This window comes from Acinetobacter sp. ANC 3929 (assembly GCF_000369405.1).
Taxonomy (GTDB): Bacteria; Pseudomonadota; Gammaproteobacteria; order Pseudomonadales; family Moraxellaceae; genus Acinetobacter.
Genome location: NZ_KB849999.1, coordinates 531677 through 546630, shown reverse-complemented (window position 1 = coordinate 546630; position 14954 = coordinate 531677). Strand labels below are relative to the sequence as shown.

The 14954-nt window shown below is 39.7% G+C and carries 17 protein-coding genes and 1 pseudogene; 8 read left to right on the top strand and 10 right to left on the bottom strand.

Annotation, left to right across the window (positions count from 1 at the left end):
* Positions 1–89 precede the first annotated feature (89 nt).
* On the top strand, positions 90–548 hold the full coding sequence (locus tag F909_RS10330; protein ID WP_005150618.1) for a winged helix-turn-helix transcriptional regulator: 459 nt from the start codon (positions 90–92) through the stop codon (positions 546–548).
* 118 nt (positions 549–666) lie between these two features.
* On the top strand, positions 667–1446 hold the full coding sequence (locus tag F909_RS10335; protein ID WP_005150616.1) for a TorF family putative porin: 780 nt from the start codon (positions 667–669) through the stop codon (positions 1444–1446).
* Positions 1447–1562: 116 nt separating this feature from the next.
* Here the strand turns inward: F909_RS10335 and F909_RS10340 are convergent, their stop codons facing one another.
* The 6 genes from F909_RS10340 to F909_RS21415 form a co-directional block, all read right to left on the bottom strand.
* The gene (locus tag F909_RS10340; protein WP_005150615.1) at positions 1563–2429 is read right to left on the bottom strand and encodes a cysteine ABC transporter substrate-binding protein; all 867 of its coding nucleotides are present in this window, start codon (positions 2427–2429) and stop codon (positions 1563–1565) included.
* Between the two features lie 32 nt (positions 2430–2461).
* Positions 2462–3364 (bottom strand): transporter substrate-binding domain-containing protein, encoded by a 903-nt coding sequence (locus F909_RS10345; RefSeq protein WP_005150613.1) that lies wholly within the window; start codon positions 3362–3364, stop codon positions 2462–2464.
* 18 nt (positions 3365–3382) lie between these two features.
* Positions 3383–4114, bottom strand: a complete 732-nt coding sequence (locus F909_RS10350) for an amino acid ABC transporter ATP-binding protein (RefSeq protein ID WP_005150609.1) — start codon at positions 4112–4114, stop codon at positions 3383–3385.
* Positions 4111–4782 (bottom strand): amino acid ABC transporter permease, encoded by a 672-nt coding sequence (locus F909_RS10355; RefSeq protein WP_005150607.1) that lies wholly within the window; start codon positions 4780–4782, stop codon positions 4111–4113. The genes F909_RS10350 and F909_RS10355 overlap by 4 nt, the downstream gene beginning before the upstream one ends.
* A complete protein-coding gene (locus F909_RS10360) occupies positions 4772–5431 on the bottom strand; it encodes an amino acid ABC transporter permease (RefSeq protein WP_032877956.1) in 660 nt (219 codons plus the stop codon). The genes F909_RS10355 and F909_RS10360 overlap by 11 nt, the downstream gene beginning before the upstream one ends.
* Positions 5432–5676: 245 nt before the next feature.
* Positions 5677–5865 (bottom strand): hypothetical protein, encoded by a 189-nt coding sequence (locus tag F909_RS21415; RefSeq protein ID WP_212749615.1) that lies wholly within the window; start codon positions 5863–5865, stop codon positions 5677–5679.
* On the opposite strand from F909_RS21415, the gene F909_RS21150 reads away from it, so the two are divergent.
* Complete coding sequence (locus F909_RS21150) at positions 5850–6026, top strand: hypothetical protein (protein ID WP_005150603.1); 177 nt, start codon at positions 5850–5852, stop codon at positions 6024–6026. The two genes, F909_RS21415 and F909_RS21150, sit on opposite strands and share 16 nt — an antisense overlap.
* A gap of 257 nt (positions 6027–6283) precedes the next feature.
* Here the strand turns inward: F909_RS21150 and F909_RS10365 are convergent, their stop codons facing one another.
* Positions 6284–6715, bottom strand: a complete 432-nt coding sequence (locus F909_RS10365; protein WP_005150601.1) for a hypothetical protein — start codon at positions 6713–6715, stop codon at positions 6284–6286.
* A 356-nt stretch (positions 6716–7071) separates the two neighbouring features.
* Positions 7072–8663: pseudogene (locus tag F909_RS0120280) on the bottom strand (DUF637 domain-containing protein); the annotation flags it as partial.
* A 78-nt stretch (positions 8664–8741) separates the two neighbouring features.
* Here F909_RS0120280 and F909_RS10370 point away from each other — a divergent pair.
* From F909_RS10370 to xseB, 3 genes are all read left to right on the top strand, one after another.
* Complete coding sequence (locus F909_RS10370) at positions 8742–10100, top strand: amino acid permease (protein ID WP_081401912.1); 1359 nt, start codon at positions 8742–8744, stop codon at positions 10098–10100.
* 154 nt (positions 10101–10254) lie between these two features.
* Positions 10255–11532 (top strand): exodeoxyribonuclease VII large subunit, encoded by a 1278-nt coding sequence (gene xseA / locus F909_RS10375; protein WP_005150591.1) that lies wholly within the window; start codon positions 10255–10257, stop codon positions 11530–11532.
* Positions 11507–11707, top strand: coding sequence for an exodeoxyribonuclease VII small subunit (xseB, locus tag F909_RS10380; RefSeq protein ID WP_005150589.1), 201 nt, complete (start codon positions 11507–11509; stop codon positions 11705–11707). The genes xseA and xseB overlap by 26 nt, the downstream gene beginning before the upstream one ends.
* An 84-nt stretch (positions 11708–11791) precedes the next feature.
* On the opposite strand, the gene F909_RS10385 is transcribed toward xseB, so the two are convergent.
* Both F909_RS10385 and F909_RS10390 read right to left on the bottom strand, forming a co-directional pair.
* The gene (locus tag F909_RS10385) at positions 11792–12481 is read right to left on the bottom strand and encodes an LrgB family protein (protein WP_005150587.1); all 690 of its coding nucleotides are present in this window, start codon (positions 12479–12481) and stop codon (positions 11792–11794) included.
* Between the two features lie 11 nt (positions 12482–12492).
* Positions 12493–12924, bottom strand: a complete 432-nt coding sequence (locus tag F909_RS10390; protein ID WP_005150584.1) for a CidA/LrgA family protein — start codon at positions 12922–12924, stop codon at positions 12493–12495.
* Positions 12925–13034: 110 nt separating this feature from the next.
* Between F909_RS10390 and F909_RS10395 the strand changes: the two genes are divergently transcribed.
* Entirely contained in the window at positions 13035–13952 is a 918-nt protein-coding gene (locus F909_RS10395; RefSeq protein ID WP_032877954.1) for a LysR family transcriptional regulator, read from the top strand.
* Between the two features lie 115 nt (positions 13953–14067).
* On the top strand, positions 14068–14919 hold the full coding sequence (gene yghU, locus F909_RS10400) for a glutathione-dependent disulfide-bond oxidoreductase (protein WP_005150577.1): 852 nt from the start codon (positions 14068–14070) through the stop codon (positions 14917–14919).
* Positions 14920–14954: the final 35 nt, after the last annotated feature.

The window sequence follows — 14954 nt, the reverse complement described above, 5'->3', positions numbered from 1 at the left end:
CCAAACTAGTTTCAAAATAAAACTAGTTGAACCCTAAACCATCTAGTTTTAAAATGCAACTAGATCAATCCAAATCTACTGAGAATGCGATGCTAAACAATAAAATTTCAACTACAGAGTTTTGCCCTGTTGCACGTTGTGTCGATGTGATTGGTGATCGTTGGTCACTGCTGATTGTGCGAGATATCATGGACGGCATCCATCGCTTTGGTGACTTACAACGAAACCTGAATGTCGCCCGCAACATTCTTTCGGACAGACTGCATAAATTAATTGCTGCCGAGATTTTAGAAACACGGGCCGCGTCTGATGGGACAGCCTATCAAGAGTACATTTTGACAAATCAAGGAGAAAAACTATTCCCGATTGTGGTTGCACTACGCCAATGGGGCGAACAGTTTCTATTTGAAAAAAATGAACCACATTCGGTTTTGATTGAAAAAGCCACAAAGCAACCTGTGCCAATAATGGCACTAATGTCCGATGATGGAAAAGTCTTAAATAGCTTGACCACAGAGGTCTTAAAAGTGAGCCCGCAAGACCCATAAAATAGACCTTAAAAATTTATGCTTTCTTTACGCATAATTTACGGTAATTTTATTATTTATCAATAAATTAAAACCTAATATACATCTCATCAAATTTAACTCATATACTGAGGATGTTATGAAAGGTTTTTATCGGATATTGATTTTAGCGACAGTTTTATCTTCAAATTATGCTTTTGCATCAGATCAGCCATCTACTTCGAATTTCAATCTTTCTGGAAATGTATCACTCGCCAGCGAATATCGTTGGCGTGGACAAACTCAGACCAAGAATGATGCTACTTTTCAAGGAAATTTTCTTTTAAACCACTCTTCTGGATTTTATCTAGCATCATTTGCTTCAAACGTCGATTTCGGTGATGAAGCACACTTGGAACTCGATCCTTCTTTTGGCTACGCAACTCCAATTATTTTAGGGAAATTTCAACCGACAATTGACCTTGGCATTCTTCGTTATAATTATGTAGGGAAAAGCAATTTAAATTACAATGAATACTATCTAAAAATGATCATAAACAATGCTTTGAGCGATAGTGATAGCTTTAGCCCAAGTATTAGTTATACCCCACAATATGGCGGAAAAGCAACGCGCCAAAGCATTGGTGAAGACGTCAAGAATTGGTATTTTAATCTTTTATATACCACGCCAATAGCCCATACCCACTTTGGTGCTATTGCAAGCTTAGGCTATTCCAAAGCAAGCCAAGCAATGTATGGAGGAAATGCTGAAGATCACTTTATCGACTGGAAAATTGCAGCGAATTATAATTACAAACCGATGAACTTGAATGCAGAACTGGCAGCAATTGGAACGAATCTTGATACCCATGGGTTTACTGATACATCCAAGAAAGGGGTGAAAACTGCTGCGGTCTTTACACTGAGCAAGTCTTTTTAAAATAACAATTTTTTATATAAGCTGTATTAGGCAAACATAAACAAATATGAATGCTAGTCATAAAAAAAGCCAAGCTAGATTTAACCTTGCTTGGCTGTTAGATCAATTGAAAATGATTATTCAATGATTAAGTCTTTGGCAGGAATACCATCACCATAAACAGGTTTTAAGGTTTTTTCATAGGCTTGATGGATAACCCCTTCTTTGGCCAATTTTTCTAAATCTTGATTTAACCAATCCAGCAACTCCTTATTACCTTTCTGAACAGCAGGTGCAATTAAATCTTGCTCACCCAAATTGGTAATGCCGACAGTGTAATTTGGATTTTCTTTCGCCCAAGCTAAGACTAAAAGATTGTCATGTGCCAAAGCTACACCTCGACCATCTTTTAAAGCATCAAAAGTTTCCGTGTTTTGCTCATATTTTTGCAGCTTAATTTCAGGATGTTGCTTACTAAAGAAAGAGTCCGCTGTAGTGCCCTTATTCACCAATAGCGTTTGACCCTTTAATTGGGCAATATCGGTAATCGGCTTGTCTTTAGGCGACACCACACCTAAGGCAACTTTTAAGTAAGGTTTGGCAAAATCCACCACTTGTTCACGTTCAGGCGTTACTGTGAAATTGGCAAAAATAATATCGACTTTATTGGCTTTCAGATATTCGACTCGATTGGCAGCTTCGGTCAGAACAAACTGAACTTTATTTTCATCACCCAATAAATCTTTGGCCACATGTTTTGCAATTTCAACATCAAAGCCCTGATTTTTACCTTGTGCAACCAGATAACCAAACGGCGGCTTATCACTAAATACACCAATACGAACCACACCATTTTTCTTGATCTGTTCAATACTGGAAACCTGCGCTGAAGTATCTGCGGCCTTTTCAGTCGACTGTGGATTTTTATTACAAGCCGTCAGCCCTAAACTAAATACAGAAGCCAGCAGTAATTTTTGAATATTTGAAAATGTTATTGTTTGCATAAGTTCACCTTTTTTCATGTTTTAAAAATCTGTTATTGCTTCGTGCTATCAACATCTAAAAAGATATTGGGGTTCACTTTTTCACCATAAATCGGCTTCAAGGTCTGGTCATAAATATTCTGAACTTCACCCGTCGCTCTGAGCTGTTTGATTTCATTATTGAGCCAATGCAGTAATTGGGTATTGCCCTTCTTCACACCTGCTGCAATAAAATCTTGATTACCAATTTGAGGAATACCTGCCACATAATTCGGATTCTTGGCTGCCCATGCCAGTGCATAAGTACTGTCTTGGGAAATGGCATCACCCCGACCATCAATCAGCGCATTGAAAGCATCGGTATTTTGTCCAAATTTCAATAAATTAATTTTGGGATAGTTTTTACTAAAATAGATCTCCGAGCTTGAGCCCTTATTCACAATTAAAGTCTTGCCTTCGAGACTTTTAACATCGGTAATGGCTTTGGCTTTTGGTGAGACGATACCTAAGGATGCTTTTAAATAAGGCTCGGAAAAATCAACCACCTGTTGCCGTTCTGGCGTCACAGAAAAGCTGGCAAAAACCACATCAACTTTATCTGACTTTAAAAACTCAACCCGATTGGCAGCTTCCGCAATCACAAACTGGATTTTATTTTCATCACCCAGTAAGTCTTGAGTTACACGCTTTGCCAAGGCCACATCAAAGCCTTGATTTTTACCTGCACTATCGACATAACCAAAAGGTGGATTGTCCGCAAATACACCTACGCGTAGGACACCATTTTTCCGAATCTGTTCCAACGATGTATCCTGTCCTGCGCTTTTGGCCTCTGATGAAGTTGGCTGATTACAACCCGTCAATACACCTGCCATCAGTACACAAGTGATGCCCAAAGCAAACATTTTTGTCTTTGAAGGAGAGTGATGTTGCCCAGCTGCTAAATTCAATCGCATAAAGTCCTCTTTTTGCTTTTAATAATTTAAAATATTTAGAAAGGTCTTCGCCCGTTCTGTTTGTGGATGCTGGAAAAATACTTCAGGTGAGCTTTGCTCAATGATTTTGCCCTTATCCATAAAAATAATGCGGTCTGCTACTTTTCGTGCAAAACCCATTTCATGGGTAACAATCAACATGGTCATGCCTTCCTGTGCCAATTTCAGCACCACATCCAGCACTTCCCGTACCATTTCAGGATCTAAGGCTGCGGTAATTTCATCCAGTAAAATCACTTTCGGTTTCATGACCAATGCGCGGACAATCGCAATTCGCTGCTTTTGCCCACCCGATAAATTGGAGGGATAATCATATTTACGATCAAGCAATCCCACCCGCTGTAATAACTGATCTGCCAATTGTTCCACTTCTACACGCTGCCGTTTTTGTGCTTTTAGAGGACCAAGCAAAATGTTATCAATCACATTCATATGCTTGAATAACTCATAGTTCTGGAACACCATCCCGACCTGTTGGCGCACGTTATCCCACGGCAAGTCCTGCCCCAATACCCCCACATCTTTCAGGTGAATCTCACCCTCCTGAATTGGTTCCAACCCATTAATACAGCGCAACAAGGTACTTTTGCCACAACCCGATGGCCCTAAAATCACCACCACTTCACCTTGTTGCACATCCAGATCAACGCCATGCAAAATATGACTTTGTTTATAAAACTTGTGTAAATGCTGTATCGATAACAAAGTCATGCGTTCTCCCACACTTTTTCTAAATGCGCTGCTAAAAGCGATAATGGATAACAAATCAGGAAATAAAGAATAAAGATGAAACCGTAAATCCATAATGATGCGCTCGGCACAGTCAATAATGAATTTTCAATAATCTGCTGCCCCACTTTAACGACTTCCACCATCCCGATCAGTACGGCTAAAGAACTGGTTTTAATCATACGGGTAAACAGATTCAGTGCGCCCGGGGTGACGCGTTTCAAGCTTTGTGGAAAAATCACGTAAATCAAAGCCTGCACATGATTTAAACCAACCGCATAAGCAGAATCTCGTTGATGCTGATCGATCGAAGTAATTGAGGCACGAACCAGATCACCCATTTCTGCAGTTCCCCATAAGGTAAATACAAAAATACAGACCCAAAACGATGACAACTGCCAGTTAAACCACGTCGCCAAGCCAAAATAGAAAACAAACAATAGGACCAGGATGGGCACAATCCGAATAGTTTCCAGATAGAAGCGGCATAGAATTTTAATCAGAATATTTTTTGAGGTCATGATCACCCCAAAAATCGTCCCCAAAATGGCAGATAGAAACACCGAAAGAAAAGCAATTTCAATGGTTTGCAACAAGCCATATAACAAACGTTCGACATGGCTCGGTTGAAATAAATACTCAAGTTCCATGGCTCACCTTCCGACTGCGATATTCCAGATAACTGGTCAGTGCTGAAACGGGTAACAAGATCATCAGATAAGCCACGATTAATAGAAATAAAGCTTCTGTAGTTTTGTAGTCCATCCCAATCAGGTCTTTAGTGACAAACAACAACTCCACTACTGCTATTGCACTCAAGACCGAACTCTCTTTAATCAAAAATAAGCAGTTTGCGCCAATCGCAGGAATAGACAGTGATAACGCTTGAGGAAAGACCACATATTGAAAGACTTGCACGGCGTTGAGTCCTACACTTCGGGCCGAATCAATCTGCCCTTGGGCAACGGACTGCAAACCTGCACGGAAAGCTTCTGCCATATAGCTGCCGCCGAGAAAAGTCAGACCAATCACACCACAGGTAAAACCATCCAGTTTGATCCCGATCTTGGGTAAACCGTAGTAAAGAAAAAAGAGCTGAATGAGCAAGGGGGTATTGCGGGAAACCTCAATATAGATTTTGACGATTTTATTGAGTATGCGAACCTGATAGGTACTGATCACACTACAGATGAGTCCAAGCAGAATAGAGAGTACGATACCAATACTGGAGATTTTTAAGGTCATAAGCGTGGCCGCATAGAACTGCGGCAGCACACTGTGTATATACAGCCAATCCAAAGAAAACATCCGAATAAAAAATTGATTCTTTTGATAAATACGTTGTTGTTATTTATCTTTGGATGAGTCTAATGTGGTTGAAAATTCACATAAAATATTATTATTTGCTAAGCTTTGCTGAAATTTAGATGATGGGTTTTAACTGAATTATTAAAATAAAAAAGTGATGATGTTTTAGATTAAATGCCGTCATTCTTAAATAAAAAATCATATTTAAACAAGAAAATTCAATAAAATTATAAAATTCATTCGGCATGACACCATTTTAAAAAATTGCCATTTTCATCATATATTTTATGAGCTAATGAATAAGGACAAAATATTAAAAAGTACCACCCTAGGTAGCTATTTTCTTTATCCATTTCTGCTTTACTAACCCACTCTTCTTTAAGTAAGACAAGTTGTTCTTCTGGTGAATATGTTAATTGATCCAAAACAAAATCGGGTGATTACAACACATGGCTTTATATCTACTTTCCGTGATTGGTCAGCTGATAAAACCAATTACCCTAGAGAAGTCTGTGAGCGTGTTCTTGCCCATAAATTACCTGATGAAGTCGAAGCTGCATACTTACGCGGAGCTTATTTTGAATAACGTAAAGGGTTGATGGCTGATTGGGCTGCGTTTTGTGGTGCATAAAAAATAAATGGTACTAAAACAAAACTTCTACCACTTAAGGTAGAAGTTTTGGTATATCCGGTGAGATATAATAACTCATACCATATTTTTTAGAACATCTCAGCTTTTCGTATCATGTCCTCAATTTTATTCAATACAAATTCTTAATATTTCAGTAAAATATAAATCCACGACTTTCATATGATAAATATTAATTAAGGTCACACACCAATCTAAAATTGCTCTTCAAACTTAATATTTTCAACTTTCAAATTATCAAACTGAATGAATGGAATAATCTTTTCTAAATACCAATTTACATCAGTTATTCCACTCGACAACATACATCGATTAATACTCAAACTTACAGTTACCTTCCCCTCAGAATCCAGTAAAAATTCACCACCAATATTTGAATCTTCCCAGGTTAATACAACGCCTATCAACTCTTTCAATGAGTTTTTTTCATTAAGAATAAGAAAAAGCTCTTCTACTGAAATACTATCAAAAAACCAATCAAAATTACCATTATCATGTACAGGTAAATAAGCCTTTAATCCATGATCATCAAAATTCCAACCAGCTTTATGAAAAATTTCTAAAACTCTTATTGGATTATAGCCCACACCGACTATTTTAATGTATAAACCTGAAGATACAGACATATTAAAAACCTCCATTAATGTTCATAAAATTTTATACCTTTCTGTGTTAACCAATCTTTTATATTCTGAGGAATTGGCGTATTTGAATGTAACTCATAAGTTGCATTATTAGCTTTGGCAATGGCTAACCTTGATCCCATATCAGATCTGAATTTAACTAAACCATCTTCTTTCCCAATAACATCATTCCAATAATTTCCTGATTTCGCCTCATACCACCTATTCCCCAAAGCACCATCGAACTCACGCCCACCTAGTTTAAAGGAACCTTTACCACCATATAAATTCTTTAAATATAATTCAAAATCAACACCAACGAGACCTTTAGCTCCACCTAAATTTGGCACTCCTTGCACATTTTTCTCAATAATTTTCCGATCAACTTTCAAAACATCAACATTTTTCCCTGCTTTTAAATCAACTCCAATTGCTAGATCAATTAAGGCAAATGCTCTATCGCCTAACGTAGAAGTAGGACTAACTAATGTAATGAGATTATCACCAATATCAATTACACCTTGGACCCCTTCTTTCCTTAACATTTCCGCAATTTCAGAAGGTTTCAAATTAGCTCTTGCTGCTGCTGGCATATCTGATATTTTTCTAGCAACTTTATACGCTGCCTTCCCCGCTGTTGTGACTACTTTACCCAATGCATTGTTTTCAACAGCTACATTTGCACTATTTGCTGCCGTATTTACATCATAACCCGCAAATGCTGCAGTCGCTCCAGCAATAATCTTACTCGTATCTTTAATACGTGTTCTTTCAGCATCCGTTAAATCAAGTGCTGTTTTTCCTGCGGGGATCATAAGCTCTGCAACGATTTCACCAACACCCGCACCTATTGCTCCAGCCTCACAACTCGCTTTAGTTGCAGCTGCTGCTGCACACCCAGCAGCAGCATGAGCAACTTTATGAAGAACATATTCAAATGTATTAGGATCAACTTTATCTAAATTATTACCAATTTGACTCGCTAATTCACCTTGTAATACACCTGCCAGTCCCGCCAATAATGCTTTTTCGAGATTATCCTGTAAGTTTCCACCATTAATCGCTGTCTGTACTAAAGTTGAGCCAATAGAACTTGTAAAATTATTCATTAAACGATCAGGAAAATACGTACTATCAGGCTTTAGATTTAAGGCTGTACCTACTAGACTCAATAAACCTGCTGTTACAATACTTGTCGCTAAACCTCTTACTGATTCATTACTACCTAGCTCATTTAAAGTCTTAGTAATATCCCCACCATTATTAATCAGGCTGACACTCGCTTGTGTTGCTAAAGTCGTAATTGCCGCCTGAGTCATTGCAACAGCTGAACCACCCAAAGTTGATGCTGTACCACCTAACGCTCCTACTGCTGTAGCCCCAGCCCCAGCGCAGCTACCACAATAATTGCAATGATCGCAGCACCAGCTCCTGTCAATCCTTGCTGTTTATAATCCCAGTTCTCTTGTGCAAGTTTTACCGCTTCCCAATTCACATCTTTTCGGGCAATAAGACCTTTTAGATATTCATTACCAGGTTGATTAGACAGCTTGATCACTTCTGCGCGCACATCATTATTCTGACCAGAAACAACAGGCACCTGAACAGTTAGTCCACCTTTCGCAATAAACGTTGGTGCAACTGGTCCATTAAAACTTGGTAACTTTGCTGTCTCTGTAATTGAACCTTTGTCTTGCAAGGATTGCCAAACAACACTGTTGCTGGTCTTACTTGAAGTTGTTTCAACCAATGTAGTTGCAGGGATAAGCGTAATGGTCCCTCCTGCTTGAATGGATGCCCCTTTTAAATAATTAAACTCTGCACCTTGAATGAGCATGTCATAGTCAGCACGAGCATTAATGTAGTCAGCTTTCGCTTTTACAGGAACTTGAGTTAACTCTTTATAGCTATTATTGGTTTTCGTATCATTATATTTAAGCCCCCAATAGGCCCATATTCTCGCTTTCAAACTAGTCGCCCCACTCACAATCCATTACAATCACTTCTTTTTTGTTCAGCGCATCTTATTTTGAGTACTTCCTCTCCCCAATTAAAACGTGGGCTTAAAAATCGACATATCCATTTGATCGCCATGGGCGGTGCGGTGGGTACTGGACTATTTTTAGGTTCTGCTCAAGTAATCCAGTCTGCTGGCCCTTCGATTATTTTGGGCTATGCCATCGTTGGTCTGATCGCATTTCTGATCATGCGACAAATGGGTGAAATGATCGTAGAAGAACCTGTTGCAGGCTCTTTTAGTTATTTTTCACAAAAATATTGGGGCAGATTTGCTGGCTTTTTATCAGGCTGGAATTATTGGGTGGTTTATATTTTGGTGGCAATGACTGAGCTGACAGCGATTGCCAAATATATCCATTATTGGTGGCCACATATTCCTGCGTGGATCTCGACTTTATTTTTCTTCATTGTTGTGACCTGCTTAAATCTAGGTAATGTGAAGTTTTATGGTGAATCAGAATTCTGGTTGGCCATCATTAAAGTTGTTGCTGTCATTTCAATGATTTTATTTGGTTTGTATCTTTTGCTCACAGCAGGTACAGAATCAACAGCTAGCTTCGCAAACCTTTGGCAACACGGCGGATTTTTTCCGCATGGTTTCTCAGGCCTATTTTATATGCTTGCCTTTTTAATGTTTGCTTTTGGCGGCATTGAATTAATCGGTATGACGGCTGCTGAGGCAGAAAATCCTGAGAAAAGCATTCCGCAAGCCATTAATCAGGTGATCTTTCGGATTTTGATTTTCTACGTGGCTTCGCTTGCAATCATCATGTCACTCATTCCATGGAACCAACTGGATTTGGGAGGTCTGGATAAAAGCCCATTTGTGATGATTTTTCGCCAACTCGGGATTGATTGGGCTGCACATTTACTCAATTTTATTATTCTAACGGCGGCACTGTCTGTGTATAACAGCGGTATGTATGCCAATAGTCGTATGTTGTACGGGTTAGCAGTACAAGGCAATGCCCCAAAAGTTTTTGCAAAAGTCAGTCAGCAAGGTGTACCGATGCCTGCGGTGATCTTTTCTTCGATTTTAATTTTTGGCTGTGTGTTACTGAATTATTTTGTACCAGAACAAGCCTTAAGTCATTTGATGTATATGGCCGTTGCTGCTTTGGTTTTAAACTGGGCGATTATTAGCTTTACCCATTTAAAATTTAAACGTGCCGTTCAACAACAAGGTACAATGGTCAAATTCCCTGCCTTATTTTCACCATATAGCAATTATCTGGTTTTGGCGTTTATCGTGATGATCTTATACATCATGTGGACGCAAGGCTTTAGGGAATCCGTGATTTTAATTCCGGTCTGGATCATGTTTATGTTCGGATTATTTAAATTTTTGAAATGGAATAAATCTCTCTAATATCTGCCTACAACACGCATCTACAGCAATCTGTAAAAATAAACTGTAGATGCGTTATCGCTCAACAAAAATAAATAAAAACAATATAGGCCTTATTTGTTATCAGGTTAATCCATTTGCTACTATAGCCCTATCCTATTCATCGTCTGATCTAATGTCTGAACCGCAACTCTCTCTCAGCGATTATCTAGCAACGGTACAGGAAATTATTCGCCTGAGCTTTGACGAACCTGTTTGGGTGAAAGCCGAGATTCGAAATCTGAGTATCAAAGGTGGGCATTACTACCTTGAACTGGCTGAAAAAGAACAAGACACAGACAAAGTCATTGCGAGCTGTAAAGCCACGATCTGGAAATTCTCTGCCGCAAAAATCGTGTTCAAATTTGAACGTGAAAGTGGAATTGAACTGTCCAAAGACTTAAATGTACTGATTAAAATTAAGGCCCGCTTCGATCCTCAATATGGCTTCTCTGTCAATATTGAAGATATCGATTCTAGTTTTACCCTCGGTGATATTGCTAAACGCTATCAGCAGATCCTTGCACGACTCAGCAATGAGAGTTTGCTTCCACTGAACAAAGCCCTGCCCACACCTTTTGATATTGAGCATGTGTTGGTGATTGCGCCTGAAAATGCGGCTGGATTAGGTGACTTTAAGAAAGATGCCGATGCATTACATCAAGCAGGTGTCTGTCATTTTGTCTATCACAACGCGACTTTTCAGGGAAATACAGCTGCACACAGCATTATGGAATCTCTAAGCATAGGGCTACGTCAATGGGCAGCAGACTATGCCACTCCACCCGATCTGATCGTGATCATTCGAGGTGGCGGTGCTGTTAACGATTTGGCGTATTTAAATGACTATGATCTTGCTGCCCTGCTATGTAAACGCAAAGTACCGATTTGGGTCGGGATTGGACATGAAAAAGATCGAACCATTTTAGATGAAATTGCCCATCGCTCCTTCGATACGCCAAGTAAAGTCATTGCAGGTATTCGCAATCTGATTTCGGAACGTTCTGTAGAAGTGATGGAACATTTTCAAACCATCAAATTGCTTTCTCAACATCAGATTACGGCTTATCAAAGTCAGAATGATCAATTCATCAGTCGTATTAAGTCACTGTCTGAAAATCAAATCAGTACCAGCCATCTTCAGCTCCAAGTTGCCAGATCAACGCTGCAATATTTCGCCAAGCAACAACTGAAAACAGCTTCGACTCAAATCGAAGCATTAATGCGGGAAACCTTGTTGCAAAATCCGAGAAATGTACTGGCTAAGGGTTATGGCATTGTCCGCAGTGAAAATAAAGCGATTCGCTCAATCCATCAAGCGAATTCATCCCTATCTATTGAAATGCAGGATGGCTATATCCATGCCAAGCTTACCGAGGTGATTGATCATGACGAAGAAAGAATTAAGCTTTAAAGACGGTTATGCCTTATTAAAAAAGAATGCCGAGCTGCTCGAAGCACAGGAACAGCCTGATATCGATAATTTGATGAAAATCGTTGAAGAGTCAATGACCGCTTACAAAGCCTGTAAATCCAGAGTCGTTGCGGTGCAACAAGCCTTAAATGAGACCTTTAAAGACAGTGAATAATAGCGAATCTAAAAGCCACTCGCTTTGAACAGCAAGCAACTTTGAATCGCTCAATATTTTCTTATGCAAAAGTAAATACAAGGCTTAGATTAATAACCACAAATGAATGGCAAATGGCCCAACCAGCACCATTAAAATACCTGCAATCACCATGGTTAAACTGGCGATCACTCCTTCTTCATTATTCCGTTGTTGGGCTCTTGCTGTACCAAAGCCGTGAGCGGCATTACCAAATGCAGCACCATTTGCCACAGCAGAACGGATTTTGGTGAATGCTAAAATGGCATCTCCACAGATCATTCCGACCAAGCCCGTAATCACGGTAAATAGCGACACCAATGCTGCTGAACCATGAATATCTTCAGCTAGAATCATCGCAAAAGGCGTTGAAATTGAACGGGCCATTAAACTGTTGGTGACTTCTGGACTGAAATGAAAAAGCTGTGCCATCTCATAAGCCGACATCACCCCGACACTCATACCAATAACAATCGCGATGGATAAAACACCAAGATTTTTACGAATGGTAGCGCGATAACGATAAATAGGCACAGCAAAGGCAACCGTTGCAGGTCCAAGTAAATTGACGATCCATTGGGTATCTTGGGCATAAGTTTGATAAGAAATACCAAAAATTGTCATCAATATAATCGTAAGCACTGGCACGCTAATCGCAGGTGAAAGCCATAATTTAGGATGTTTCTGATAGAGGCGTTTTGCAACCACATAGGCGACCAAAGTCCAGATCAGACACAGGATTGACCAGATATTCATGTGAGATGCCTTTAGATATGCTTATGCTGGAACGGTTTACGTGTTTGCAAATAGCTTTTGAGACGATTGTAATAATGAATGGTTAAGCAGGTGCTCAACATCACCAAGATCGTCCCCAGTGCAATGCTGAGTACAATCTGCCAGCCTTCGGTCATAAACAGGGTTTTGTACTGAACCACGGCAATAACTACAGGCACAAAAAACAGTAATAATTCACCGAGAACAACTGAAGCACCCATAGCCACCTGCTCCATTTTAATAAATTTTAAAAATAGACAAATCAGCAACAACAACATGCCTAAAATCCCTGCGGAAATCGGGACACCTAATTGTTGATGCAAAACATAACCAATACCCCAAAAAGCCGCCAGAATTAAAATCTGTTTGACCAATGTGAAGAAGCTGTTTGGGGAAGACGTTTCAGAAACGGAATCAGTGCTCATGACAACAAATAAGATGGTGAACTACAGTATTATGTTATCCCAGTGCTATTGGCATAATATGAATTATTCATGTTAAAATTATGCAAAAATGGAATAATATTTTATTCATCATGCTTTCATTCAAATCACTGCAATGCTTTGTGACTTTGGTCAAAACCCAAAGCTTTACCCGTACCGCTGAACAGCTTTATCTGACGCAACCGACTATCAGTAAAATCTTGCAGCAGCTTGAGCAACAATTACAGGTACAGTTGTTGGTAAAGCCAGAACATGGCCGCAAGAGGCAGGTTGAACTGACGGAAATCGGCCAACGCGTCTATCAGCATGCGCTTGAGCTCTTGCAGTCAGAACAAAATATTTTTCTGGAAATCGAAAACTACCAACAATTAAAGACAGGCACTTTAAAGCTTGGAGTTCCACCTTTAGGCTCTCAGCTGCTGACCACGGCCCTATTTGATTATCATCAACAATGGCCAGAGATCGAACTTTCCTTTCTTGAAGTGGGTTCCAAAGGAATTGAACAGGCTTTACTGAATAATGAACTGGATGTAGGTGTGTTGTTGCATCCTTTCGACGAGCAGATCTTTAATAGCATCGAATTGTGTAATTATCCCTTGATGGTGCTATTACGTCGTGATGCTACCTGGGCAACCCGCAAGAAAATCAATCTGGAAGAATTACAACATCAATCCTTTTTAATGTTCCCTGAAAATTTCTCGCTCAATCGTATTATTCTGGATGCATGCCAACAACATGGTTTCTATCCAAGCATTGCCTGCCGTACCAGTCAATGGAACTTACTGGCAGATATGGTGTTGCAACGGATGGGCATTGCGCTATTACCACAATATTATACCGATATGCTCGATCCCGATTTATTTGCAGCTATTCCTTTGGAAAAGCCAAATATTCAGTGGCATCTCGTCATGGCATGGAAAAAGAATCTGCCTGTTTCTCCCGCGGTACAGGCTTGGCTTAATGTGATTCGTCAACACTTTCAATTAATTAAGTCAAAGATTGATGAATGAAATATTCAACTAAAATTCGCAGAAAAACTCATAAAGCTTTGCCACAAAAAAGCTACCCAATCCTAGATGAGCTCGCCTAAACTGGATGAATCAATTGATAAGATGGCAAGTCATAATGAATGATTCAAACTACATTCTACCCAAAGTTTGGCAATGGACTGGAGAAAAAACAGATTTAAATCAGCCAACCTCAGGGAGTCGCTATGAGCAGCAATTACCTGTTGGACAACATCCACTCCAGTTATATTCGCTTGCCACACCAAATGGGCAAAAAGTGACGATTCTACTGGAAGAACTACTCGCATTAGGACATGCCGATGCTGAGTATGATGCTTGGTTAATTAAAATCGGTGAAGGCCAACAATTTGGTAGTGGCTTTGTTGAAATCAACCCAAACTCTAAAATCCCCGCCTTGGTTGATCATAGCCAAAATCCACCACTCAGAGTGTTTGAGTCAGGTTCTATCTTGCTCTACTTAGCTGAAAAATTTAAAGCCTTTATTCCCACAGACCTTGCTGCACGTACCGAATGTTTGAACTGGTTATTCTGGCAAATGGGTAGCGCACCTTATATTGGGGGTGGTTTAGGGCATTTTTATGCCTATGCACCGGTAAAAATCGAATATGCGATTAACCGCTTTGCCCTTGAAACCAAACGCTTATTGGATGTTTTAGACCAACATTTAGCAAAGCACGAATACTTGGCGGGTCATGAATATAGTATTGCCGATATTGCTGCTTTCCCATGGTATGGCAGCGTTGTAAAAGGCTGGGTTTATAATGCAGATGAATTCTTAAGTGTACATCAGTATAAGCATGTTCAACGTTGGGCTGATGCCATTCAAGCACGTCCTGCAGTTCAACGTGGGCGTATGGTGAATCGTACCTTTGGCGACTTAGCCAGCCAACTGCATGAACGACATGATGCCAGTGATTTTGAGACCAAAACGCAGGATAAGTTGCAATAACTATTCTTTGCCTGATGAATAAAATAAATAAAAGC

Bases quoted from the DNA above. Each gene is read 5' to 3' on its own strand.
- F909_RS10395 (WP_032877954.1), top strand. From the start codon at position 13,035: ATGCTTTCATTCAAATCACTGCAATGCTTTGTGACTTTGGTCAAAACC.
- F909_RS10365 (WP_005150601.1), bottom strand. From the start codon at position 6,715: ATGTCTGTATCTTCAGGTTTATACATTAAAATAGTCGGTGTGGGCTAT.
- F909_RS10330 (WP_005150618.1), top strand. From the start codon at position 90: ATGCTAAACAATAAAATTTCAACTACAGAGTTTTGCCCTGTTGCACGT.
- F909_RS10390 (WP_005150584.1), bottom strand. From the start codon at position 12,924: ATGAGCACTGATTCCGTTTCTGAAACGTCTTCCCCAAACAGCTTCTTC.
- F909_RS10345 (WP_005150613.1), bottom strand. From the start codon at position 3,364: ATGCGATTGAATTTAGCAGCTGGGCAACATCACTCTCCTTCAAAGACA.
- xseA (WP_005150591.1), top strand. From the start codon at position 10,255: ATGTCTGAACCGCAACTCTCTCTCAGCGATTATCTAGCAACGGTACAG.
- F909_RS10355 (WP_005150607.1), bottom strand. From the start codon at position 4,782: ATGGAACTTGAGTATTTATTTCAACCGAGCCATGTCGAACGTTTGTTA.
- F909_RS10350 (WP_005150609.1), bottom strand. From the start codon at position 4,114: ATGACTTTGTTATCGATACAGCATTTACACAAGTTTTATAAACAAAGT.
- F909_RS10340 (WP_005150615.1), bottom strand. From the start codon at position 2,429: ATGCAAACAATAACATTTTCAAATATTCAAAAATTACTGCTGGCTTCT.
- yghU (WP_005150577.1), top strand. From the start codon at position 14,068: ATGAATGATTCAAACTACATTCTACCCAAAGTTTGGCAATGGACTGGA.
- F909_RS10385 (WP_005150587.1), bottom strand. From the start codon at position 12,481: ATGAATATCTGGTCAATCCTGTGTCTGATCTGGACTTTGGTCGCCTAT.
- xseB (WP_005150589.1), top strand. From the start codon at position 11,507: ATGACGAAGAAAGAATTAAGCTTTAAAGACGGTTATGCCTTATTAAAA.
- F909_RS10335 (WP_005150616.1), top strand. From the start codon at position 667: ATGAAAGGTTTTTATCGGATATTGATTTTAGCGACAGTTTTATCTTCA.
- F909_RS21150 (WP_005150603.1), top strand. From the start codon at position 5,850: ATGTTAATTGATCCAAAACAAAATCGGGTGATTACAACACATGGCTTT.